The sequence below is a fragment of the Arachidicoccus rhizosphaerae genome (assembly GCF_900107765.1).
In the GTDB taxonomy this organism is placed as follows: domain Bacteria; phylum Bacteroidota; class Bacteroidia; order Chitinophagales; family Chitinophagaceae; genus Arachidicoccus; species Arachidicoccus rhizosphaerae.
Genome location: NZ_FNQY01000002.1, coordinates 74,767 through 98,847 on the forward strand (window position 1 = coordinate 74,767; position 24,081 = coordinate 98,847).

Here is a 24,081-nt window from a genome sequence, read left to right on the forward strand (position 1 = left end):
CCCTCAGGGATTTATGACGATGTGTTATCCGAACCGACAAAAGACAATTCAAGCAGATGAAAGGAAAAGTTATACGTAGGAAAAAGATTATTTATTTAGATAGTCCCAAAAAAGGAATCTGGGAGATTGGATTCGCCCTGAAAGTAGCCTGGCAGTTAATGTATAATATGCGTAAACTGCATAATATAGGTCCCGGCATCACGGTCTTCGGTTCAGCCAGGCTGGAAGAAGGGACTCCTTACTATGAAGCGGCGGTAGAATTTGGCAGAAGGATAGCGGCTATGAAGTTTACCACGATCACCGGTGGCGGCCCCGGTATTATGGAAGCCGCTAATAAAGGGGCCTTTGAAGCAGGCGGTATGTCTGTTGGGATGAATATTGTGTTACCGCATGAACAGCATGAGAATCCTTATCTGACCACTTCTGTTGTGTTTGAGCATTTTTTTACCAGAAAAGTATTGTTAGTCAAGCACTCTTATGCCTTTGTGGTCATGCCTGGCGGTTTTGGCACCATGGACGAATTTTATGAAATCCTGACCCTGGTACAGACAAAATCAGTAGACCGGTATCCCATTGTATTATTCGGGTCGGACTTCTATCAGCCTATCGTGGAACTGATGAAAGGATTTGCAGGGGCGGGGACCATTGCACCCATCGATATGGATCTGGTATTTATTACCGATAGCATTGATGACGGGATGGATTATATCCGCAAATTTATTAATAGTCATTACAATATCCTGCCACAAAGGCCCCGGTGGCGGTGGCTGGAAAGAAAAGAACCCAAATAAAACGGATGCACGGATACATAGATGCATGAGTACAAAAGCGTCCTGTCCTTTTAAAGGCCGCGCAGCTTTTAAAAGGACAGGACGCTTTAAGTTTTTTATCTAACGAAGCGTCTTAGATTAACTTTTCTGCCATTAAGTATTCCGCGATCTGAACGGCATTGGTGGCCGCACCCTTGCGCAGGTTATCGCTGACTACCCACAGGTTCAATGTTTTAGGCTGGGTTTCATCTCTGCGTAAACGGCCTACAAATACCTCATCTTTTTCATGAGCATTCAGGGGCATGGGATACTGGCCTTCAGCCACATTATCCTGCAAAATAACGCCCGGAGCTTCACTTAGAATCCTGCGAACCTCATCCAGTTCGAATTCATTTTCAAACTCCACATTGATGCTCTCGCTATGACCGCCGATTACCGGAATACGAATGGCCGTAGCGGTCAGACGAATGGAGTCGTCTCCCAGGATTTTCACGGTTTCATTGGTCATTTTCATTTCTTCCTTGGTGTAACCATTGTCTGTAAAGACGTCAATCTGTGGAATTACATTCAGATCTATAGGATGAGCATAGGCTTTTTCGCCGTCTTTGCCACTTCTTTCGTTAAAGAGCTGATCTACGGCTTTTTTACCGGTCCCGGTGACACTCTGGTAAGTGCTTACAATCACTCTTTTCATCTTATAGGCCTTGTGCAGCGGGTTGAGCGCTACCACCATCTGAATGGTAGAACAGTTGGGGTTGGCGATGATTTTATCTTCGCTGGTCAAAACGGAAGCGTTGATTTCCGGAACGACCAGTTTTTTGGTGGGATCCATTCTCCAGGCAGAGGAGTTGTCAATGACCGTAATGCCGGCTGCCGCAAATTTGGGTGCCCACTCTAAAGAAGTGCCGCCGCCCGCTGAAAAAATAGCCACTTCGGGCTTTTCGTCAATAGCCTGCTGCATGGAAATGACCTTATAGGTCTTGCCTTTAAAGCTGACTTCTTTACCCACACTTCTTTCAGAGGCTACAGGTAATAATTCTGTTACCGGAAAATTTCTTTCTTCCAGCACCTGCATCATTTTTGTTCCTACCAGACCGGTAGCACCGACTACGGCTACTTTCATTGTTTATTTTTTTTGTTATATAATGAGCGATTCTAAAATCGACAGGTAAAGAAACAGGGAATTATTCGATAGGGCACTTATGAAAAAAGCCTTCCTGATTCAGGAAGGCTTTTTTTATATTGTGACACATACCAAGTTCACCCTTCCTGTTTAGATGGTTTAATCTTCTTAGTATGTTTCTTTATGCTGTTCATTTGTGAGGCCAAAATTAAATGGATATCATCAAATTTTCAAATAAATTTTTAAGAAAATATAAATTCCTCCTGCCTTTTAATAATACCGCCGCCGATAACGGTGTCTCCTTCATAGAAGACGGCGCTCTGACCGGGGGCGATGCCTGCTGCCGGAGCCAGTAATTCTACCCGAACCTGATCGCCATCCATATATAAGTGCCCCATGGTGCCTTTATCCTTATACCTGATTTTTACCAGCACTTCCATGCCGTCTTGGACTGCCTGGTATTTTTGCCAGTTCAGTTTGCCTACGGTAAGTTCTGATTTGTCCAGATCGGACAGATCACCGAGTACAACGGTATTGGTGGCCGGGTCAATATGGGTGACATATACCGGATGTCCCATGGCTATCAGGCCTTTACGCTGGCCGATGGTATAAAACGGATAGCCACTATGCTGTCCTAGCTTTTTACCGGTCTTATCCACAAACCAACCGCCCTGTACGCGCTGCTCCAGCCCGTCCACCCGGCGCTTTAAAAAGCCGCGGTAGTCATTGTCCGGTACGAAGCAGATTTCATAGCTCTCGCTTTTTTTGGCCAGTTCCGGATAACCGTAATCGGCCGCCAGCTGACGAATCTCTGTTTTATGATAACCACCCAAGGGAAGCAGGGTTCTACTGAGTAAATCCTGCTCGAGTCCCCAAAGGACATAACTCTGATCCTTGGTCTCATCCAGGCCTTTGCTTAAATAATAGCGGCCATCCTCGCCTTTATGGATATTGGCATAATGTCCCGTCGCAATATAATCACAGCCTAGTGCGTTGGCTCTTTTGAGTAAGGCCCGCCACTTAATGTGGGTGTTACACATCACACAGGGATTAGGGGTACGACCGGCAATATATTCCTCCACAAAATTGTCGATGACAAAATCCCCGAACTCATCTCTGATATCTAATATAAAATGCGGAAATCCGTGTTGTACTGCTGCCTGACGGGCATCATTAAAGCTGTCCACATTGCAGCACCCTGTTTCCTTGGAACCGGAGCCGCTGCTGGCATAATCCCAGGTTTTCATGGTGATCCCGATCACTTCATAACCTTGTTTGTGGAGCATGAGGGCTACGACAGTACTGTCAATACCACCACTCATTGCCACCAAAACCTTTCCCTTACTCACTGTTTAAAATTTTTGCAAAGGTAAGATTATTGCCACAATTGTTGTTTGAATACCCGTCACAGCCTTGTCATAAAACTGATTTATGATATTTTTTGGATATGGGGATTTTATTATTCCGCGAGAAAAGATATCTTTGCATCATGGTAAAATGCTGACAAATAAGGAATTGTGATTTCATTATTTTTTACATTTTTCGCGTTTTGAGTGCTTTTGGCACGAATTTTTAGCTTAGAACAGATACATTGGATTATACAAGGGACGTGGGTATTTACATTCCAAACAAACTAAATTGTAAAACATGAAAAAATTACTTTTTTTAACAGTAGCGGGACTTTTTGGTGCCCTGACTGTGACTAATGCTCAAATCCAGAAAGGCAATCTGATGCTGGGCACTGACCTGGGAAGCGGGGTTGCTAATGCTGGCAACGGAAGCCTGTTTGGTCTTAATTTCGGATTAAACAGCGGTGCAGGATATAATGTCGGAATCAGCCCTAAAGTAGGCTATTTTGTCAAGGATAATTTAATGGTCGGTGGTGTTGTTAATCTTGGTTTCGACAAAGATGGTAAAGGCGATGGCGCCATTAAAACCACTACTTACGGTATCCAGGCATTAGGTCGTTATTATTTATCTCCAGGTGAGAAAGGCGTGGACAACCTGTTACAGCATGGCCGTTTCTTTGCGGAAGCCAATGCCGGTTTTGCAGGTAGCAATACCAAACCAGGTGTAACCACCAATGGTTTCGCCTTTGGCTTTGGTCCCGGCTATTCTTATTTTTTAACGCCTAATGTTGCCTTGGAAGGTCTGGTGAAATATAATGCAATTGTAGGCGGCGGTAATACGAATTACCTGCATTCTCTGGGGGTAAACTTTGGTGTACAGGTCTTTTTGCCTAGCGCCAAAGTGCGTTCCATGGTCAAAGACCCTTCTCAGCTCTAACAACAGACAAAACAAACCCTATACCTTGTACTGCTTAAGTTAAGGTATCTGGGATAAGCTGACTATAAACCAAAATCAATCAGGATACAGACCATCATTTTGATCGTCTGTTCCTGATTTTTTTTTGCTCAGAAGTGCATTCTGGCATAAAACTGGCGTTTTCTCAATTTTTACGGCGATTTGTACATTTTGTAGCAAAAAAATGTATATTGCTGCAAACATATTTGCCTCCAAATTTTAATTGACATTTTATGATTAAATTGCAAGTGATTGGAAATCTGGGTCGGGACTGTACCGTAAATAATGTAAACGGACGTACGGTGATTAATTTCAGCGTCGCCCATACTGAAAGGTACCGCGACAGCACGACCGGTGAAATGAAACCTAAAACCATTTGGGTGGAATGTGCTTACTGGACGGAGAAGACGGCCATTGCTCCTTATCTTAAAAAAGGAACGCAGGTATATGCGGAAGGAACGCCCGATACCCGTTCTTATACCACCCAAAGCGGAGAGAATAAAATATCACTTACCCTAAGAATTCATAATGTTCAACTACTGGGTTCCAGACCCAGTGATAATTATGGTCAGGAAGGGTCAATGGGACCTTCAGAGGGCTCAGGAGCCTCAGGATATAATCAGCCAGATAGCGGCGGGTCTTCCGGTGCCCAGAGCGGCAGCGGTATAGATTCAGCGGATGGCGATGATCTGCCTTTTTAAGTGACGGACAATATACGAAGTAAAAAACCTTAATGCCGACCTTGGCAAACGAACCTGTCCCGTTTTGTCGGTCCCTCAGGACCGGTTAAAGCCGGGCAGGTTCGTTGTTGTATCCGGGAGGAAACAACGCTTAGATGGCTGCCCCTGCTGCCAGTCTATTTTTTCTGCTCAAACTGCTCCACCAGGGCATTGATTTCTGCCTCCGTCACATTCTTTTTCTGATTATCCAGATTGATTACTTCCAGCAGCCCCAGTCCGCCAGGCGTTGCATGAAAGGTATTGACCAGCTCTAACTGATCACTGTGGTCAATGCCGCCTGTGGTGCTGTCCCAGCTCTCCAGTGTAGACAGGCAGCCGTCTGTGGGTGAATTGGGGTAAAAAGACCAGCCTTCAAAGAAGCTGCCATCCAGCGTGGAACCGTGAATGACAATATAGCGTCTGCCTATGGCTCCCGCCCAGAAGCTTTCCTGCATGGGGGCATAGGATTGCCAGGAAGGCGGTAATAACAATTTATAATTGTCTAGTTTGGTGCCGGTACTGTCATAAGGCAGGTTTCTGAAAAACACCGAATCTGCCTGGAAGGGTAAAATGGACTGCAGGGTCGGGGTGGGGCCGATGAGTTTATCGATGGACACCCGGGAGCCTGCAATTCTGTATACACCTTGCGGGGTGTTGCCATTCGTAATAAAGGAAGGCAGACCGCTGCCGGATCTGGCCAGTTGCCTGAATATTTTAAGGCGGCCATTTTTGTCTCTGGCAAAATGCCCGTCTTCATACTGGACGATGCATAGCCCGCTATAATTTCGGTCCCACCGCTGAAAGCTATAGACCGTTTTTTGGTGCCAGAGCTGCTGATATCTGAATAATTCAAGCACGGAGGGCGTAGGAGTGTGCTGGTCCGCCTGGTGATGCAGCAGATAACCGCGCAGCTGAATAAACAGGGGACTTTGGTTACTCTGTGCAAATTGTTTGTTGATCTGACCCAGTAAACGGTTGCGGTTACTAAGCGTGCTGTCGGCTCTGTAAGCGTACAGTGCGGCGATGGCAAATAATTTGGGGTCTCTTTCATAAGGCAGTACCTGTGATACCTGGTCTTTGAAGCCGGTCGGATAGATGCCATAGACGGCTGTCAGCAGCGCCTGCCGGGTAGAAGCGTCCAGCCGGTAATACTGTTCAAACATTTTCTCAAAGCCTCTCTGACTGTATTGATTTTTGATTAAAAACTGGGTAGCGGATAAACAGGCATTCTCAAATTTATAATCGGTATATTGATTCAGGGGACCGGAAAAAGTTTCTCTGATCGTTTTATCCATCAGGTAATTTTTAAAACTGTTTCTTCTGGCTGTCAGCACAAAATCGCTGTGGATGCCGGCCTTTTCATAATGGATAATACGGGGTACATACACCTGAGGGCTGTCTGTGGCCATTATAGGGCTGCTTACAGGAACCGTGGTCTGGGGGCGATTAATTCGGTTTGCGGGCGCCTGATTTACGGTGTCTGTGACGGGTGGCCGGGTGGTACTGTCACTCACCTGCGCCCTGGTAGCTAAAGGCAGCAGCAGGCAGGCGCTGACGATATAGATACAAATCCGGACAGAACAGCGCTGTAAGGCATGGCCGCTGGAATAAATGGTTTGTTTAAAAGGAAAAGAAGCTGTTATCTGTGAATCCATTACACGGTATAAATTAAGTGATGTTTTATTATTTGTCTAAGCGGTAAACTTGCTTTTAGACGGCTACATTTTTATCAAAATTTGTCGCTATTGGCACTCATCATCCAAAAATGCAGCCACAAAAGTACTATATTCAGCCGCCGGATGTGAAAGCAGGTTAAAATAAGGTGTAAAGCGTCGTAAAAAATACTGCACTTAGAAAGCGGTCTGCTTATCCTATCTTTGCTACTCAATTTATTATATATGCAAAGTTCTTATAGTTATCAGCAGCTGTCCATATTTACAAAGGCTGTATTTTTAAAAATAGGCTGTAATGATTCAGATGCTGATATTGCCACAAGGGTCCTGCTTAGCGCAGATATGCGGGGAGTGGACAGTCATGGTATTGCCAGGTTAAGCGGATATGTCCGCCTATGGGAGGCAGGCCGTGTCAACACGACTCCCGATATACGGATTGTGCATCAGACACCCTCCACAGCCGTGGTAGATGGAGACAGGGGATTGGGGCTGGTCGTTGCCCATGAGGCGATGAAAATTGCCATGGAGAAAGCAGAAAAGGTAGGTACGGGATGGGTGAGTGTAAAAAACAGTAATCATTTCGGGATTGCAGGCATTCATGCCATGATGGCCCTTGAAAAGGATATGATCGGCATGGCCATGACCAATGCCAGTGCCCTGGTGGCGCCCACTTTTTCTCAGGAAAGGATGCTGGGAACCAACCCGATAGCCGTAGCGATTCCGGCGGGTAAAGAGGCGCCTTTTGTTGCGGATCTGGCCACGACGACCGTGGCCAATGGTAAGCTGGAGGTCGCCTCCCGTAAAAAAACGTCCATTCCTGCCGGGTGGGCACAGGATAAGGAGGGACTGGCCAGCGAAGATCCTGACTGCGTCAAACAAGGCGGCGCATTATTGCCGCTGGGGGGAGACAGGACGCATGGCAGCCATAAAGGGTATGCTTTGAGCAGTGTGGTAGATATATTTTCCGCTGTACTTAGCGGGGCATCCTATGGCCCCTGGGCACCGCCCTTTCCGGCGTATATCCCCATGCCTGAAAATATGCCGGGCGAGGGGCTCGGGCATTTTCTGGGCGCCATGCGGGTGGATGCCTTTCGCAGCAAGGAAAGCTTCTTTGAAAATATGGATAACTGGATTAACCGGTTTAAAAATGCCAAACCGGCTAAAGGCCAGCAAAGAGTCCTGATACCAGGGATGCCGGAAGCTGAAAAAGAGGCAGCGTACCGTATAACCGGCGTGCCATTGATTGGGCCGGTGGTCGATGATCTGAACAACCTGGCTGGGAAGCTGGGGCTGCCCGCTTTGGATCAATAGCCGCTTTGCTCCGCTACCTGTCGGGACCTATAATCTGGCCATGATCAGAGGGCAGCCTGCGTAGGGGTGTGGGCTGTGGCATAATGTTTGTTTTGAATATGTACAAGCAATAAAACTGAAAATCAAACTGTTCTATTATGAAAATAAAAAAATATGTTCTTCTTGGCATGGGCGCCTTAGTGGCGGTTGCCAGCCAGGCTCAAAATTCCGATTATAGTATTCCAAGAGTGACGCCTTTTTCCGGCGTGAGTGATTACAGAACCTGGTCACTGGGTGCCTTTGGCGGCGTATCCCTGCCGGTTACCCCTTTTGGGAATGATTTTAAAAGACTGGGTATGGATCAGCTGAGTGCCATTTACGGCCTCAGCCTTAAAAAACAGATTTACCACGGGTTTGGCCTGCAACTGGATGTAATGCGGGGCCAGGTAAAGGGGCATAATAAGTCCGACCAGTACGCCTGGATTCTCCAGGATATGGGTGACGTGGTAAGAACTGCAGATAATTTTAAAACAGATATAGATCTGGCCACTTCCTTAAGCGGTGTTTTTACACTGGGAACGATTAACTGGCTCAATAAACAGGCTACGGTATTGCCTTATATCAGCGCGGGTGGAGGCTACATGCGCTTTCACACAAAAGTGGGAGCAGGCGATGATGCCTATACCTATGTGTCAAATAAGGGTGTTACGACCCAGACAAAACCCGATGCCAGCACGGCTTTTTATATTCCCGTGGGTGTAGGTGCTAAATTTAATGTGGCGACCGGTATTAATCTGGACGTTAGCTACCACGCTAATTTTGTAAACAGCAAGTACTTTGACGGCGTGGGAGCCAGCGGTCACAATGACCGTTTTTCCGGCGTGCGCATAGGAATCGAATTTGCGCTCGGCAACCGAAATAAACCGCAGCTTGCGGTCGTGAATGCGCCGGCGCAGCTAGCCATGGATTTATATGAACGCAATCAGGATCTTAAACGACAGCTGGATCAGGCAAATGAAGATAATAAACAGGCCGTTGAAGGGCTGCGTGGTCAGCTGGAAAACGCTAAAAAAGACAGTGATGGCGATGGTGTGGCTGATATTTTTGACAAATGCCCCAATACTGAAAACGGGGTAAGGGTGGATGGGGCCGGCTGTCCGCTGCCGCAACCCAAACAGATCATTAAACAGGAAAAAGTAGTGGTTACCCAGCAGGATCGTAAAATTGTGGATGAAGCCATTAAGGATCTGGAATTTGATTTAGGAAAAGCGACCATCCGTCCCAGCTCTTTCCCTAGTCTGGACAGAGTGTCTGAACTGCTCATCAATAAGAATTTTAGTCTGAAACTCGCCGGTCATACGGACAATACCGGCAGTAATGCCCTGAATATGCGTCTTTCCAAAGAAAGAGCGGAAGCCGTAAAAGCTTATCTGGTATCTAAAGGAGCGAACGCCTCCCGTATCGAGGCAGTAGGATATGGCAGCAGCCAGCCCATCGCCACCAATGATACTGCTGAAGGCAGACAGCAGAACAGAAGAGTAGAATTTACCCTTTACTAGACGTATAAGGTGTATTAGGGGATAAAAAAACAGGCATGGCGCCTTCCGGCTTTTTACCCGGCTAAGACAAATCAATTAAGACTGAGTGGCCGGAAACTTCCCCAAAAAGGGCAGCAGCATTCCAGTAGTAAACGCTGGCAGTGACTGCTGCCCTTTTTTGGGTAGCCGTCTACTTTAGGGCTAAACAGGCGTGTGCTGGACGGTGGCCTTCGGATCCTGGACGTAGATTTACATTAAGATTTAGGTCCTGGTGAGCATCGTTTTATAAACTGCTGCCTTTTGTTCTAAAGACAACCGTGCATATCTGGGAGAGGGAGAAGGCAATAACTCCGTGTTGGTAAAGGTAGGGAAACAACGTTTGAACTGTTTTTCTACAAAACGACTGGTAAAACAAATGCGTACCTGGGGGTGCTCTTGAAGGATTTTTGCAATAGCCTGATCATTATAGCGGATGATTTGTAAATCCTGATCCGCATTGCTGTCTTTTAACCGGTTGATTTGTAGTAGGATATCGGCAATCCCGATTCCTTGACGGGTGAGCAGCTCCCTTTTTGCTTTTGTATCCGGCAAGGGCTGGTTAAAGGCGATCTCCAGGATTTTCCAGAGCTGATTGCGTTTGGCACTATAAAACCACTGATTGTCCGGGTCCTTATGTAAGGTGTCAGCTCTGCCCGGAAAACTGCCCATCAATAAAATCTTTAAGGGATGCGGTACAAAAGGGGCATGTGGATGAGTCTCTATCTGCATCCCTTAAAGGTAGTTATTAAACAGGTTTTCGGAAGCGGTAATTTTTATTCATGTATGCTCCCTGTGGCAATTTTTTTTTTCAACAAGCGGCAAAAGCAGCTGTAATCTTTTTATATTTATTCTATGGAAAAACATCAACCTCATCTATTTATGTGCCTGATCGGCTGTAAGCCCGAGGGCAGGCATATTGAACAGCATGATATTTTTTTTGGCATCGCAGCGGACGCTGAGGGGCTTACCCGTCAGATGGAAGCTTTCTGGCCTGAGGGGGGTAAACTGCATCTGGACGCCTGGCGCCGGGTGACCCGGGTCGGCGATGTAGCCGTGACAGTTGAGCCAAGAACGCTGTCGCCGGACAAGGGAGGCAAGGCGAATGAACCGCAGGCCGCTGACCTACGCCAATTATATTTTATCAACATGGGAGGCTATCAGCCGGCGGTATTTGAAGAGTATCATTATAAGTTGCTGACGGTGCAAAAAGATAAGCCGGGGGCTATCCGGGCGGCTAAGCAGTCTGAGTTTTATAAACAGGCAGCAGGCTCTCATATTGACGATCAGTACGGCGTGGATATCGATGATCTTTACAACGTGGAGGACATTCTGGCCCCGGAGCTAAAGGAAAAATTTTATTTAAGTTTTCAGGATTTGCCAAAGGAGCAGCAGGAGGGTGACCTTCAGGATGACTGGCATATCGGATATACCAAGTTAAGTCAGCTGCAGAAAATTATTTGATTTTCAGGGTTTAATAAGAAAAACCTTTTGGTTGTAAACCGTAAGGAGGATGGAGGATTGTGCTAAATATTTTATTCACACCTGGGCAATTTACCAAAAAGCATGTTATATTTGCGGGCGGTTGATATTAAAAAATAATGCATCCATATAGCGCAAAAGCGAATAATTCCGTTAAATTGCCCTTACCGGGAGCAGGGCGCTTCATGGATATAAAATGAATTACAACAGGATTTAACCATACATGGCAAAAGAAGTAAAGAAAGAAGTAAAAAGAGAATTAGACCTGAGCATTAATACCGGTGTTCAGGGGCAATATAAAAACTGGTTTTTAGATTACGCCTCCTATGTAATTTTGGAGCGTGCCGTTCCTGCAATTGAAGACGGGTTAAAGCCCGTTCAGCGCAGGATCCTGCATGCCATGAAAGAAATGGATGATGGCAGATACAATAAGGTAGCCAATATTATCGGGCAATCCATGCAATATCATCCCCATGGGGACATGAGTATCGGAGATGCGCTGGTCAATATGGGACAAAAAGACCTGCTGATCGATTGTCAGGGTAACTGGGGAGATGTCAGGACCGGAGATCCCGCAGCGGCCTCCCGTTATATCGAGGCCAGGTTGTCCAAACTGGCCCTGGAAATTGCTTTTAATCCCAAAACCACGCATTGGCAGCTTAGTTACGATGGTCGTAAAAACGAACCCATCACGCTGCCCATGAAATTTCCGCTGGTGCTGGCCCAAGGGGCCGATGGTATTGCCGTAGGTCTTTCCACCAAAATATTACCGCATAACTTTATTGAACTCTGTGATGCATCCATCAAATATCTGAAGGGTAGAAAATTTGAGTTGTATCCTGATTTTCTGACCGGTGGCATGGTGGATGTCTCTCATTATAATAAAGGGAAAAGAGGAGGTAAGGTAAAAGTCAGAGCCATTATTGAGGAGCAGGACAAAAAAACGCTGGTGATTAAAAGTGTACCTTATGGCGTAACCACTTCTTCCCTGGTAGATAGCATTGTAAAAGCCAATGATAATGGTAAGATTAAAATTAAAAAAGTTACGGACGGTACCGCCCAGGAGGTAGCCATATACGTAGAGCTGGCTGCCGGTATTTCTCCTGATATTACCATTGATGCCTTGTATGCTTTTACGGATTGTGAAATCAGTATTTCTCCCAATGCCTGTGTCATTGTTGAAAATAAACCGCGTTTTATTACGGTCAATGAACTGCTGGAGACCTCTACGGAAAACACCAAAGGACTCCTGAAAAGAGAACTGGAAATCAAACTGGCAGAACTGGAGGAGAAATGGCATTATACTTCCCTTGAAAAAATCTTCTTTGAAGAGAAAATATATAAGGAACTGGAACAAAAGCATAAGAGCTGGGAGGTCGTTATCGATGCCATTGACAAGGCTTTTGATCCTTTTAAGAAGAAACTCAAAAGGCCTATTGAAAGAGAGGATCTGCTCAAACTGACAGAGAAACCGGTTCGTCGTATCTATAGACTGGACATCAATGACTTGATCGAACAGATCAAAACCATTGATGAAGAAATCAATCAGGTACAGTTTAACCTGGATCACCTGACAGATTTTTCCATCGCCTATTTTGAGAACCTGATTAAAAAATTCGGAAAAGGCCGGGAAAGAAAAACAGAGATCAAGGTGTTTGATTCCATTGAAGCCAAGCATGTGGTGATCGCTAATACCAAACTTTATATCAATGCCGCCGAAGGCTTTATCGGAACCAGTCTGAAGAAAAATGATTTTCTATGTGAATGTTCTGATCTGGATGATATTATCTGCTTTACCAAGGCCGGTGTGATGAAAGTCGTCCGGGTGGCGGATAAAGTTTTTATCGGTAAGGATATATTACATGCAGCCGTTTTCCAGAAAGGAGATGAAAGGACCACTTATAATATGATTTATGTGGATGGTCAGTCGGGTGTCAGTTATGCGAAGCGCTTTAATGTTACAGGCATCACCCGTGACAAGGATTACGATCTGACCAAAGGCTCCGACAAAAGCAAGGTGCACTATTTTACGGCCAACCCGAACGGAGAAGCAGAGGTCGTCCGTATCCTGTTAAGTCCTAACTGTTCAGCCAAGAAAAAAGAGCTGGATTTTGATTTCAGCACCCTTGAAATCAAAGGCCGGGGCAGTAACGGTAATCAGATCGTGAAATACCCGGTCAGATCCATTAAGCTGAAAGAGAAAGGTAAATCGACCTTGGAAGGCAGGAAGCTTTGGTTTGATGATAAATTCGGGCGCTTAAATACCGAAGAGAAAGGGCAGCTGCTGGGCACCTTTGATGATGAAAATATACTGGTTATTTATAATGATGGTAATTATGAGATTGTAGATACCGAACTCAACCAGCGCTTTGATGTGGAAAAAGTCCTGATGATTGAAAAATTTGATCCCGAGAAAATCATTACGGCTGTTTATCTGGATAATGATAAAAAGCAGTTTAATGTGAAACGGTTTAAAATTGAGACCTCGACGCTTAAATCAAGATTCAGCTTTATCAAAGACGGGGAGGGGAATTATGTGGAAGCCGTGACCATGGATGAGGAGCCGGTATTACAAGTGCAGATAGGACGTGGTTCTGCCGTGAGGGCGACCAAGTTTAGGATTGCCAATCTGGTGGAAGTCATGGGCTGGAAAGCCGTAGGCGCGAAACTCATGGATTTTAGTAAATCAGTGGCCATGGAATGGATCAGCCCCAAAAAATCAACGCAGGGCGGTGATGATCAGCCCAGCCTTTTCTGATAAAAGATAACGCCACCGATCCATTGCTGGCGTCAGCATAAAAAAGTCCGTTTCTGTAACAGAAACGGACTTTTTTATGCTGGACAGTTCTTGAAGCTGCGCCGCACCTAAGCATCTGTTTTGGGCGGCAGATCGTTTTGGGTGGGGGTTGCTTTGACCGGAATCAGCAAGGAGGCGGCAATGCTGACACCCACACAAAGGACGATTACGCCCAGGGAAATACCGATGGGTATATGGATATGGAAAAATTCAATCAGCATTTTAACACCGATAAAGATTAGGATAAAGGCGATTCCCTGTTGGAGGAAGCGGAACTTGTTGGCGGCGCCTCTAAGCAGGAAAAACAGGCTTCTAAGCCCCAGGATGGCAAAAATGTTACTGGAATAAATCACCAGTACATCGCTGCTGGAGAATTTGGCATTGGCACCGTCTTTCACCAGCGATACCACGGTCGGTATGCTGTCCAGGGCAAAGGCAATATCAGTCACCGCCAGCACGATAACGACCAGTGTTAAGGAGGTGAATAGCTTCTTGCCGTTTTTTTTGAGGGTATATTTTCCATTCGGATCCTCGTCGGTGAAAGGCAGCGTTCTTTTTACCCATTGGAAGAATTTGGAATCCATCATATTAAATTCATGAGATTCCTTCTGGATAAAGAGCTTTATGCCGGTATACAGTAAAAACGCCCCGAAAATGTACATGATCCAGTGAAAGCGGTCAATAAGGCCGATGCCTACGGCTATAAATATAATTCTAAATACGATGGCCAAAAGAATACCAACCAGTAAGGCCCGACCCATATCGGTTTCTTTTATTTTGAAAGCGGCAAATATGAGGATAAAGACAAAAATATTGTCAATACTCAGGCTCCATTCCATCAGGTAAGCTGAAATGTATTTAGTAGCTGCATTGGAGCCGTTTTCATACCAGATAAAACCCCAGAATATCAGCGAAAGACCGATCCAGAAAATGGTTTGCAGGGTCGCCTGTTTAATGGTCACCTCCTTGCCTTTTTTGCTCATGAGCCCCAGATCCAGCAGCAAGGCCAGGATCAGGACAACAGCGAAACAGCCGTAAATGATTTCCGTATGGGTAATGGTCATGGCAAATACGGTACTGATATGCGTTGACAAAGAGGATAGGGGTAAAGGGTTCATGTGGTAAAAATAGCTGTTTTATAAAAAAGTGGTAGAAAAAAATTGTCCTGCAAAAATTACCGATCGGAGGGATTTTACAAGTCAGGATGTGCGCCTCAGGTCCTCAGCGGCCGAGGTAATGATGCTGATTGCCTGTCGGATCTGCTGTGCCGTGGTAAATCTTCCCAGACTAAAGCGGATACTGCTTTGTGCCTGGGCCTCGGTCAGCCCCATGGCCAGCAGCACATGACTCGGTTCCTTGCTTTCGGTGCTGCAGGCAGAACCGCTGGAAACCGCCAGCTGCTCATTTAATCTGCCCAGTAATTGTTTGCCGGTGATCTGCTCAAATCTCAGATTGGCCACATGGCTCATTCTCTTGGTATGGCCGGGGATATTACTAAAGACGCCTGGAAGCCTCAGAAGTTCCGCTTCCAGCTGGTCCCTGAGCGCTTGAATGCCGGCCTCAACCTGCCGCTGTTCCGGCAGGGAAAACAGCCGCAGCGCTTCGGCCATCCCTACAATGCCAGGGACATTTAAAGTGCCGCTGCGCATACCCTTTTCATGACCGCCGCCCTGCATTTGTTCGGCGAGCCGGACACGGGGTGCTTTTCTGCGGACATACAAACCGCCGACGCCTTTAGGCGCGTAGATCTTATGCCCTGAAAAGGCCATCAGGTCTATTTGATCTTTTTGAACGTCGATGGGCAGCTTGCCCAGGGCTTGGGTGGCATCCGTGAAGAAAATAACGTCTCTTTGGTGACACAGCTGGCCAATGGCTCTTATTGGCTGAATAACGCCCGATTCATTATTGGCGGTCATGACGGCCACCATAATGGTATCGCTTCTGATGGCTTGTCCAAGCGCTTCCAGATCGATAAGGCCACTGCTTTGAACAGGCAGATAGGTGATTTCTGCTCCTCTCGTCTTTAGATAACGGCAACTGTCCAGCACGGCGGCGTGCTCGGTGGCAACGGTGATAATGTGCCGGCCTTTGCCGGCGTAGGATTCAAAGCATCCTTTGAGGGCCAGGTTACAGCTCTCGGTCGCGCCCGAGGTAAAAATGATTTCGGAGGAGTCTGCACCGATATGGCGGGCAATGCTCCCGCGGGCAGCCTCCACCGCCTCATGGGCTTTACGTCCATAAGGATGCGCACTGGCGGCATTACCAAAATCAACAGAAAAAAAGGGTAAAATCCTAGATATTACCCTTTCATCCACTGGTGTGGTTGCATTATAATCCAGATAGATCATCTATATTAAAGATTAGACTATGTTGGACAAATCAGTTTTATCCTTTTTTGACCTTGAATTCAATATTCCAATGGCTCCATTTGAGATTCACAACACCTGATTTTTGAAGTGAAATGGTAAATTCCTCTACCGAATCAGGATTTTTTTTCATCGGAACATCGACCCGCAGAAAATCATTGGACTGGTCGTAATTGGTACCCCATTGGTTCCAGAGTTTATTGAATATTAAAGTGGTGGTGGTTTCCCCTGGGATGGTATACAGGCTGTATTTACCGGCGGGCAGGCTTTTGCCTTCAATGGTAACATCCTGATTGATTTCAAAAACGGTTGCCTCGTTGGCACCGGTACGCCATACCTTACCATAAGGTACAATGGAGGTGATCTCACGTCCTTTTAAAAAGGGTCTTCCATAGACGATCTTAATGTCTACGCCAGATTTAGTGGTAATGGCTACACTGTCTTTCGGGCTGACTCTCTTTTTGGGTCCCTGAGCACTGGCTACCAGGCCGATACCAATGGCAAACAGGCATAACAACATTAATTTTTTCATTTGTAATATTTTTTTGTTTTAAAATGGCATCCTGAAAGCAGCTCCATTCTCCGGTTAGAAAGAATATTCGCCCACTTCAGGCAGTGAAGTTACTCAGTGAAATTACGGCAAAGATCTTAATGAAAGCTATAATGCAGCCTACTTTAAAAATATTTTAATGCAAGCAGGCCAGAGGCCGGCTCCTTATTTGAGATAACGCTTGATTTCCCGGTCCGTGTCCCGTTTTTTCAGCGTTTCCCGCTTGTCATGGAGTTTTTTACCCTTGGCAACACCTATTTCCACCTTCACCAGGTTCTTTTCATTAATGAAAATCTGTAAAGGTATGATTGTCAATCCTTTTTCTTTAATACTGGCTTGCAGCCTTTTTAGTTCTCTTTTGGTCAGCAGCAGCTTTCTGTCGTGAACCGGTAAATGATTATTGGAAGTTCCTAAATCATATTGCCCGATAAACAGTCCTCTGAGCCATAGTTCTCCTTTGTCAAACAGGCAGAAGCTGTCATTGAAACTTACCTTACCGCTTCGAATACTCTTGACCTCGGTGCCTAACAAAACAATGCCTGCAACATATTTATTTTCAATGTTGTAATGGAAATAGGCCTGTCTGTTTGCATGTGATGCCCCCATGGCTTTGAAAGTGGTTGTTGTCGAAAATAATATAAATATCGGAACTGTGACGTTGCTTAGAACCTTTGCCGGAGCAACTGGCCTGAGTCGGGTCACAGTTCTTAAGATATCTGGCTTAAAAATGTCTGGTAAAACCTGATAATTTGTACTTGTTAGTGCTGCATTCAGTGGGCGGCTGAGCCTATACTTTAAAATGACGCAACATAATGCTTAGTTTGTCCTTTAAGGAGATTCTGTCCGCAATAAAATCTAAAAAACCATGATCCAGCAAGAATTCACTTCGCTGAAAGCCTTTGGGCAGATCTTTACGGATGGTTTCCTTAATAATGCGCGGACCGGCAAAGCCGATCAGGGCACCCGGTTCAGCAATATTGATATCACCAAGCATGGCAAAGCTGGCCGAGACGCCACCAAAGGTCGGGTCTGTCAGTAAGGAGACATAAGGCAACTGGGCATCACTTAACTGGGAAAGCTTAGCACTGGTCTTTGCCATCTGCATGAGAGAAAAAGCGCTTTCCATCATTCTGGCACCCCCGGATTTACTGATGACCATAAACGGTATTTTCTGATTGATGGCATAGTCTACGGCCCGGCTGAATTTTTCACCCATGACACTGCCTAAAGAGCCGCCGATAAATGCAAAATCCATACAGGCAATAATAATGGGCGCTCCGTTCAGTTGACCGGAGGCTACCCGCATACTGTCTTTCAAATCGGTTTTGCTATAAATATCATCCAGGCGTTTCTGATAAGATTTTAAATCTGTGAATCCTAAAAAGTCCACACTTTTTATACCCGCAAAATGTTCTTTAAATTCTTTATTGTCAAATAATATCTTGAAATAATCCTCACTGCCGATTCTGTGATGATAGCCGCATTTAGGACAAACAAACAGATTCTCTTCCAGTTCTGAGGAGGTACAGATATAGTTACATTCCGGACATTTGCTCCAAAGTCCCTCCGGCACTTCCTTTTTCTCTGAAGTTGTCGTTTGGATATTTTTGCGTAATCTTTGAAACCACCGTTGTTTAGACTCTCCTTCCGATTTTTTATCGTCTTCCGGTATATAACTATTTTCTGATTTCAGTTCTTCTTCGCTCATATTTACTTTTAGATATGTTTCAGACTGACAAAATTAAGGAGTTTCCCCCTTTATTGGGCAAATTAAGGCTATTTGTTTTAATGGATAGCTACGAACAATTGTTATTTTTGGCCGGCCTGCTAAATGTGTAGATTTATTTACCCAGTTTTTTAAAATCAACGGCCTGCAGCGAACCGAACACGGTGGCAGCCTCTGACAGAACCGCTTTTGGAATGGCAATAACCATTTTACAAAATAGCTGTGATTCCTGCGTCTTTATAACCGCATTAAAGGTTTTAATCCACCGCATGACTTCTCCCAGACGGGTATAATCAAAATCCAGCTGGCAATCCACCAGTATTTGTTTCTTTATGATAGGTACCATTTGCAGCGAAAGGGCAGCCGCGGTTTTATAGGCATTGATGAGTCCAGGGACTCCCAGTAAGGTGCCGCCAAAATAACGTACCACGATAATGGCTACATCCGTTAGCCCTTTGCTGGTGATCTGGCCTAAAATAGGTTTACCGGCGCTGCCGGCGGGCTCGCCGTCATCGCTGCTTCTGAAAACCAGATTGTCCGGTCCCAGTTTATAGGCAAAGCAAAAGTGAACGGCCTTGCCGTGCTCTTTTTTCAGCGCTGCCTGTCTGTTTTTAAAGTCTTCCGGGCTTTTTACGGGAAAGGCATATGCCAGAAACTTACTGCCTCTGTCTTTAAATTCTGCAGTCGCCTCCTGGTCAATAGTGTAGAATGTCGTATCGGATGTCGTCATGAAGCTTCTAATGGATAAACGTTGTCCTTTGTTGTTTTTACGGGCACAAAATAGCTTATTTTATCCGCTCCCAGATAAATATCCCGGCGCAGTTCATAGTCAGTGAAGGTGGGTGCCGGGAGCCCCTGCCCGGTCGCCAGTCGGGTATTTGTAATTATCCGGCACTCATCCCACAGCCGGCTGTCCAAAAATGTTTGCAGCACACGCTGGCCGCCTTCAATAAACAGGCTTTGTATTTGTGCTTTATAACAATAAGACGTGATTTGATGAGCCAGATTTTTCTCAGGCTCCAGCTGCACATATTCAATAGGAGCGGAGCGGACCTCTGACCGGGCTAGGTTACCCGATTTGACAAAATTAAAAACGATAACCCGTTCAGTTCCTTTAAACAGGTTTGCCTGCTGGGGAACCTGAAGATGAGGATCCAGCACCATTTTAATGGGACTGGGGCCAGCATAGAGCCGGTTGTTTAAAAACGGATCATCTTTTAAGGCGGTATTTTTGCCGATTAAAATAGCGGCCGCTTCACTGCGCCATTTATGGACCCACCTGTTAGCCGTAGCACCGGAGATCAGCAAACGCGCTGAGGCGCCTGGCTGCAGGTTGGGCGCAATAAAATTGTCGGCCGTAGTGGCCCATTTAAGGATGATATACGGCCTTTTATTCGCATGAAAATTAAAAAAGGCCCGGTTGAGGTGGATACAGTCCGGATTCCAGGGGCCGTCCACCAGTACCTCAATGCCGGCATTTTTCAGTTTTTCTATGCCTTTACCAGCTACCTGGGCGAAGATATCTACGCATCCCACCACGACTTTGGGAATCCGGTGTCGGATGATCAGATCCGCACAGGGTGGTGTCTTGCCATGATGTGCACAGGGCTCCAGTGAAACATAAAGGGTTGATTGACTGATGAAGGGCTGATCCTCTTTTTTTACGCCTTCCAGACAATTCACCTCGGCGTGGGCCTGACCATAACATTGATGCCAGCCTTCGGACAGGATTCTGCCATTATGGACTAAAACGGCACCTACCATAGGATTGGGTGCTACATACCCGCGGCCCTTTTTAGCCAGCGAAATACAACGCTGCATATAAAGCAAATGATCAGAGGTGTCCGCTAACTTTGTCATAATTGCAAAGGTATTAATTGTTGGCTGATATTGCCAATAAACCAATGGCCCGCTGTCTTTTTGGGGCAACGGGCCATTAGTGTATAAAAAATGCAGGTCTGCCTGATTGGGAGGCCGCTTTATAATTTATAAAGCAGACCCACTCCTAAGATCGACTGTGTCTGTAATTTAGGTCCTTTCCCTACTACAGGTCTGTACAGGTCATCGTAGGCCAGGTTGAAATTCCAGGTGACGGCGATGGCCTTCGTCAGCTTGGCGGCAAAGGTATTGGTCATGAAAATATAAATATTTTGCGGGTCCTGCAGGTAATTGCTGTACAGTTCCAGATTACCCGTATAGGAGATGGTTTTGGTAATGTCCGCTGTATAACCCGCGTTCAGTAAAAAACCCAACTGGAATTTCATGGTTTTGCCAGTATCCACACCAAAGGCTCCCTGATCGGATAAGAAGTGGTCTGCTACGATCAGTGCTCTGGCTGCAACCGGTGATAAAAACAGATTGAAATTTTTAAAAGGTTTATAGGTAATACCCGGAGCCAGGGTCAGATAGGCCGGTGCAAATAAATTAGAACTTAAGGTCTTGGTCTCATTACCGTTTTCATCCTCCCCATAGGTATAGCCTTTAAATCCCTGCGTTCTCAGCCGAAATAAAGCGGAAACATCCAGTTTTGGATTTAAAGAATGACCATAGAGGGATACGAAGTCAATCAGGTCAGCACTTTTACGGCCATCCAATCCCGATGTTTTCAAATAACCATATTGTACATTTAAATTATTGGACCAACTGTTTTTGCCTTTCAGGTAGTCGGCGTACAGATTGACAAATGCGTTTGCGGAAAGCGCATCCGTACCACCGCCGGACCAGTTACCCAGGGAAGTCTGAGCGACATTGACGGACAGAGAACCGCCTTTATTCCAGTTTTTAGTAGAATCAAAGGTTCTGCCTGTTTTATCGATTTTGTTAGCCAGATCTGATTTAATATCCGTTCTGCCGTTATCCTGTGCCTGTGCCGCTGCAGCAGCCAGTAAAAAAGCGCCGATAAATAATTTTTTCATGAGTATGGATTTTGTTTTTCTAAGATTCAATGTTTATAATAACCAATAGCTAAAGCGTGCTGATTGCCGGGTTTCGCTATTGTAATACGGTCCTGAGTATCTGGTAGCTTCTTGCTTCCCGATAGTTTTCAAGATGCAAAGAAAAGAACTGTTGGTAATATTTCAAAAGAGATCGGCGGTTTATATTGCTGATTTGTACATCTTTAGCATGCGCCAGGTCTTTTATTTGCATTAACTGACTGTTGATTGCGGCAGCTTCTCCTTCCAGGTAGAAGCCGTGCTGGGGGGCACGGGCGACATATAATCCTTCCTGTAAGTCCAGCACGGGCGTACTGGCCTGATATCGGCCATGGAACCTGAATCCCAGCAGGGAGGCTAATTGCAGGCTGAATATCAAGGGGATATTTAAAATGTCCGCTGCCTCGTGCTGATCAATATATTCTAGGGTTTGCTCAATGGTATCAAATAAGGAGGTGCCTGATTCCTCTTCCTTAATGGTTTGGACGATCATCTCGATTAAATAGGTGGCGACCGCATTTTTCAAGACATCATAATAGAGGCTTTTATAGATATAAGCCCATTGGTATTCTTTGATGAACTGCAGGTGTTTAAGCGGATTCAGGTAGGCCTCCAGCTCCAAAATAGCGGCCGGCTGAAAGAAACTGATTTTGCCACCGGCTGATTTGCCGGCTGTTCTGACACCTTTTACCATATAACTCTGTAAACCAAAAAGTGCTGTGAACATGGTCACAATCAGACTGGATTCTCCATATTTAACGGTTCTCAGAACGACGGCCTTTGTTTTATGAGTCATTGTTCTGCAAAAATAGGCAATTTATTGATATGTCATATAAATTGAATATATAAGTAGGTATTTTCCTTTGGTTATTTATTGACCTGATAATCAGAAGACTTGTTTTTAACCGGGATGGAGGATAATATAAATTGACGGATATCCTCATTGCCTTTAATCATACTTTCTTTATCCATATAAATCATATGACCACAGGGGTATCCCTTCCAGGTGGTTCTGGCTTTAAGGCTGGGGGTAGTGGTGATTTGCCAGATGGTATATTGGGTATTGAAAAAATTACAGATGGAACCGTCATAATAGCCATTTTGTACGAATAGGTGCAAGGAAGGGTTTTCCTCCATGGCTTCGCGCAGTTGGTCGCCTGTCTGATTGCGATCAGAATCCCAGGGATAGACATGATCGGATAAAATCCAGTAAGGTACGTCTGTTTTAAAATTAAGATCATTACGCATATAATCATTGGCTGCGGGTGCGAATGACCTTGCCCAGGCCGGAATCTCTGCATTAAAGTCCGGACGATCGCCGGCATTTTTCTCATCAATGCCCAGATATCTGGAATCCAGTCTGCCAATGGTATAACCTTTATCCCGGAGCAGCTCTTTCCAGAAAAGACTTGTTCGGACATCCAGATTATTCTGGTCCCATACTTTTTTGGAGATACCCGTGTACCGTTCCAGCTGGGTCTCTATTGTCTGTTTTTCCTCATTTGAAATAGAACTGCCTTTGGCAATGGCAGGTAAGAGTTTATTTAGGGTGAAATCTTCCACTTCCGGTAGCATATCCGTTAAGGTCTTTTGCTGCAGATCGGCAGGTAGTTTTTTGAAATACCAGGCGGTGGCAGCATAGTAAGGGATATTCAGCGCTTCACTTACTGCGCCCTGGCGGTCAATACCCAGTTCAGTGGGGGAGACTAGTACGACGCCGTTTAAAAATACGCCTCTGGAAGGTTCCTGCAGCGCTTTTGAAAGACCGGATACCCGGGTCGTCCCATAACTTTCCCCGATCAGAAATTTAGGGGAAAGCCAACGGCTGTTGCGGGTTAAGAAAGTGGTAATCCAGTCGGCCAGGTAATCAATATCCTGATTGACACCAAAAAACTCACTGCCTTTGGCATCTTTATCTAAAATTCTGGAATAGCCTGTATTGACGGGGTCTACATACACAATATCAGTAGCGTCTAAGATGCTGTAAGGGTTCTGGCTCAGGCCATAAGGCTGAATGGCCCGGCCTTCCTCATCCAGATTGACCCGTACCGGTCCGGTATAGCCCAGCTCCATCCATAAAGAGGCAGAGCCCGGTCCTCCGTTAAAGGATATGCTTAAAGGCCGGTTGCTTTTATCTTTAATACCTTCTCTTTCGTAATAAGTATAACTTAAGGTAGCCACTATTTTACCGTCTTTATTCCAGACAGGCTGCGTCCCTTTATATACACTGTAAGTAAAACTCTGGCCATTGATGGTGGCCTGATGGTGCGTCAGAACAGCGGTGTCTTTTGGAATATTAGACTGTGCCCGGACGCTTGTTATCAGTAACAGGGCACCTGCCAGAAGCGTAGTAAGTTTATACATATTGAAAGGATTGAAAATAATCTTATGATATTGTTTGTACTGTTTTTGGAAAAAGTCGGTTATTACGGTTCAATGACTATGTAAATAGGCCGCCATACAAAGCCTCAGGCCCCTGAACTTAGCCATTGAAGACGGAAGGTATACAATTTTAGCTATACGCCGGGTATGATTTTTTTGATGAGCAGAGGACTTGCCAATGGATTACTTAGGAACACAAAAGAAGGACGGGCATGAGGCAGGGGGCAGCCGCTGGTTTTGCCGGTGGTTATTCTGAATGGTGGCAGCAAGGAATTTCAGGGGCCAGATACCGGTTCAGGCCCTGGATACAAACGATTGGCCGTTATTTAAAAAGGTTATATTTTATCGGGTTAGAATCAAAATGGAAGTTATCTTTACGTGCCTGAAAAAGG

General features: G+C 45.6%; 22 protein-coding genes. 8 read left to right on the forward strand and 14 right to left on the reverse strand.

Annotated elements, in window-relative coordinates; translation table 11 throughout:
• Positions 1–56: 56 nt before the first annotated feature.
• Entirely contained in the window at positions 57–791 is a 735-nt protein-coding gene (locus BLU80_RS02500) for an LOG family protein (RefSeq protein WP_091392908.1), read from the forward strand.
• A 112-nt stretch (positions 792–903) separates the two neighbouring features.
• Here BLU80_RS02500 and BLU80_RS02505 read toward each other — a convergent pair whose 3' ends face one another.
• Both BLU80_RS02505 and mnmA read right to left on the reverse strand, forming a co-directional pair.
• Positions 904–1,893, reverse strand: coding sequence for an aspartate-semialdehyde dehydrogenase (locus BLU80_RS02505; protein WP_091392911.1), 990 nt, complete (start codon positions 1,891–1,893; stop codon positions 904–906).
• A 242-nt stretch (positions 1,894–2,135) separates the two neighbouring features.
• Positions 2,136–3,242, reverse strand: coding sequence for a tRNA 2-thiouridine(34) synthase MnmA (mnmA, locus tag BLU80_RS02510; protein ID WP_139188065.1), 1,107 nt, complete (start codon positions 3,240–3,242; stop codon positions 2,136–2,138).
• Positions 3,243–3,540: 298 nt separating this feature from the next.
• On the opposite strand from mnmA, the gene BLU80_RS02515 reads away from it, so the two are divergent.
• Both BLU80_RS02515 and BLU80_RS02520 read left to right on the forward strand, forming a co-directional pair.
• Positions 3,541–4,179, forward strand: coding sequence for a hypothetical protein (locus BLU80_RS02515; protein ID WP_091392917.1), 639 nt, complete (start codon positions 3,541–3,543; stop codon positions 4,177–4,179).
• Between the two features lie 251 nt (positions 4,180–4,430).
• Complete coding sequence (locus BLU80_RS02520; protein WP_091392920.1) at positions 4,431–4,898, forward strand: single-stranded DNA-binding protein; 468 nt, start codon at positions 4,431–4,433, stop codon at positions 4,896–4,898.
• Positions 4,899–5,053: 155 nt separating this feature from the next.
• Here BLU80_RS02520 and BLU80_RS02525 read toward each other — a convergent pair whose 3' ends face one another.
• The gene (locus tag BLU80_RS02525; protein WP_091392922.1) at positions 5,054–6,571 is read right to left on the reverse strand and encodes a hypothetical protein; all 1,518 of its coding nucleotides are present in this window, start codon (positions 6,569–6,571) and stop codon (positions 5,054–5,056) included.
• A gap of 243 nt (positions 6,572–6,814) precedes the next feature.
• On the opposite strand from BLU80_RS02525, the gene BLU80_RS02530 reads away from it, so the two are divergent.
• The gene (locus BLU80_RS02530) at positions 6,815–7,900 is read left to right on the forward strand and encodes an Ldh family oxidoreductase (RefSeq protein ID WP_091392924.1); all 1,086 of its coding nucleotides are present in this window, start codon (positions 6,815–6,817) and stop codon (positions 7,898–7,900) included.
• Between the two features lie 137 nt (positions 7,901–8,037).
• The gene (locus BLU80_RS02535; RefSeq protein ID WP_091392926.1) at positions 8,038–9,438 is read left to right on the forward strand and encodes an OmpA family protein; all 1,401 of its coding nucleotides are present in this window, start codon (positions 8,038–8,040) and stop codon (positions 9,436–9,438) included.
• Between the two features lie 240 nt (positions 9,439–9,678).
• On the opposite strand, the gene BLU80_RS02540 is transcribed toward BLU80_RS02535, so the two are convergent.
• Positions 9,679–10,185, reverse strand: a complete 507-nt coding sequence (locus BLU80_RS02540; protein WP_091392929.1) for a uracil-DNA glycosylase family protein — start codon at positions 10,183–10,185, stop codon at positions 9,679–9,681.
• A gap of 123 nt (positions 10,186–10,308) precedes the next feature.
• On the opposite strand from BLU80_RS02540, the gene BLU80_RS02545 reads away from it, so the two are divergent.
• Complete coding sequence (locus BLU80_RS02545) at positions 10,309–10,917, forward strand: DUF1543 domain-containing protein (protein WP_211481729.1); 609 nt, start codon at positions 10,309–10,311, stop codon at positions 10,915–10,917.
• A gap of 241 nt (positions 10,918–11,158) precedes the next feature.
• A complete protein-coding gene (locus BLU80_RS02550; protein ID WP_091392930.1) occupies positions 11,159–13,693 on the forward strand; it encodes a DNA gyrase/topoisomerase IV subunit A in 2,535 nt (844 codons plus the stop codon).
• A gap of 107 nt (positions 13,694–13,800) precedes the next feature.
• Here the strand turns inward: BLU80_RS02550 and BLU80_RS02555 are convergent, their stop codons facing one another.
• From BLU80_RS02555 to BLU80_RS02600, 10 genes are all read right to left on the reverse strand, one after another.
• Positions 13,801–14,850 carry a TerC/Alx family metal homeostasis membrane protein gene (locus BLU80_RS02555; protein WP_244518692.1) on the reverse strand — a complete coding sequence of 350 codons (1,050 nt, stop codon included), beginning with the start codon at positions 14,848–14,850 and terminating at the stop codon, positions 13,801–13,803.
• Positions 14,851–14,931: 81 nt separating this feature from the next.
• Positions 14,932–16,080 (reverse strand): cysteine desulfurase family protein, encoded by a 1,149-nt coding sequence (locus tag BLU80_RS02560; RefSeq protein ID WP_091392933.1) that lies wholly within the window; start codon positions 16,078–16,080, stop codon positions 14,932–14,934.
• 37 nt (positions 16,081–16,117) lie between these two features.
• Positions 16,118–16,630: a DUF2911 domain-containing protein gene (locus BLU80_RS02565; RefSeq protein ID WP_091392936.1), complete on the reverse strand. Its 513-nt coding sequence runs from the start codon at positions 16,628–16,630 to the stop codon at positions 16,118–16,120.
• A 183-nt stretch (positions 16,631–16,813) separates the two neighbouring features.
• Complete coding sequence (smpB, locus tag BLU80_RS02570; RefSeq protein ID WP_091392939.1) at positions 16,814–17,254, reverse strand: SsrA-binding protein SmpB; 441 nt, start codon at positions 17,252–17,254, stop codon at positions 16,814–16,816.
• 181 nt (positions 17,255–17,435) lie between these two features.
• The gene (accD, locus tag BLU80_RS02575) at positions 17,436–18,356 is read right to left on the reverse strand and encodes an acetyl-CoA carboxylase, carboxyltransferase subunit beta (RefSeq protein ID WP_091392941.1); all 921 of its coding nucleotides are present in this window, start codon (positions 18,354–18,356) and stop codon (positions 17,436–17,438) included.
• A 133-nt stretch (positions 18,357–18,489) separates the two neighbouring features.
• Positions 18,490–19,104, reverse strand: a complete 615-nt coding sequence (locus BLU80_RS02580; protein WP_091392944.1) for an IMPACT family protein — start codon at positions 19,102–19,104, stop codon at positions 18,490–18,492.
• Positions 19,101–20,234: a bifunctional diaminohydroxyphosphoribosylaminopyrimidine deaminase/5-amino-6-(5-phosphoribosylamino)uracil reductase RibD gene (ribD, locus tag BLU80_RS02585; RefSeq protein ID WP_244518694.1), complete on the reverse strand. Its 1,134-nt coding sequence runs from the start codon at positions 20,232–20,234 to the stop codon at positions 19,101–19,103. Before ribD ends, BLU80_RS02580 begins: the two co-directional genes overlap by 4 nt.
• Before the next feature lie 119 nt (positions 20,235–20,353).
• Entirely contained in the window at positions 20,354–21,289 is a 936-nt protein-coding gene (locus BLU80_RS02590; protein WP_091392946.1) for a DUF3078 domain-containing protein, read from the reverse strand.
• A gap of 76 nt (positions 21,290–21,365) precedes the next feature.
• Positions 21,366–22,103, reverse strand: coding sequence for a DNA repair protein RecO (gene recO / locus BLU80_RS02595; protein ID WP_091392948.1), 738 nt, complete (start codon positions 22,101–22,103; stop codon positions 21,366–21,368).
• A gap of 71 nt (positions 22,104–22,174) precedes the next feature.
• The gene (locus BLU80_RS02600) at positions 22,175–23,671 is read right to left on the reverse strand and encodes a S10 family peptidase (RefSeq protein ID WP_091392950.1); all 1,497 of its coding nucleotides are present in this window, start codon (positions 23,669–23,671) and stop codon (positions 22,175–22,177) included.
• A gap of 230 nt (positions 23,672–23,901) precedes the next feature.
• Between BLU80_RS02600 and BLU80_RS19485 the strand changes: the two genes are divergently transcribed.
• Positions 23,902–24,075 (forward strand): hypothetical protein, encoded by a 174-nt coding sequence (locus BLU80_RS19485; protein ID WP_170831119.1) that lies wholly within the window; start codon positions 23,902–23,904, stop codon positions 24,073–24,075.
• Positions 24,076–24,081: the final 6 nt, after the last annotated feature.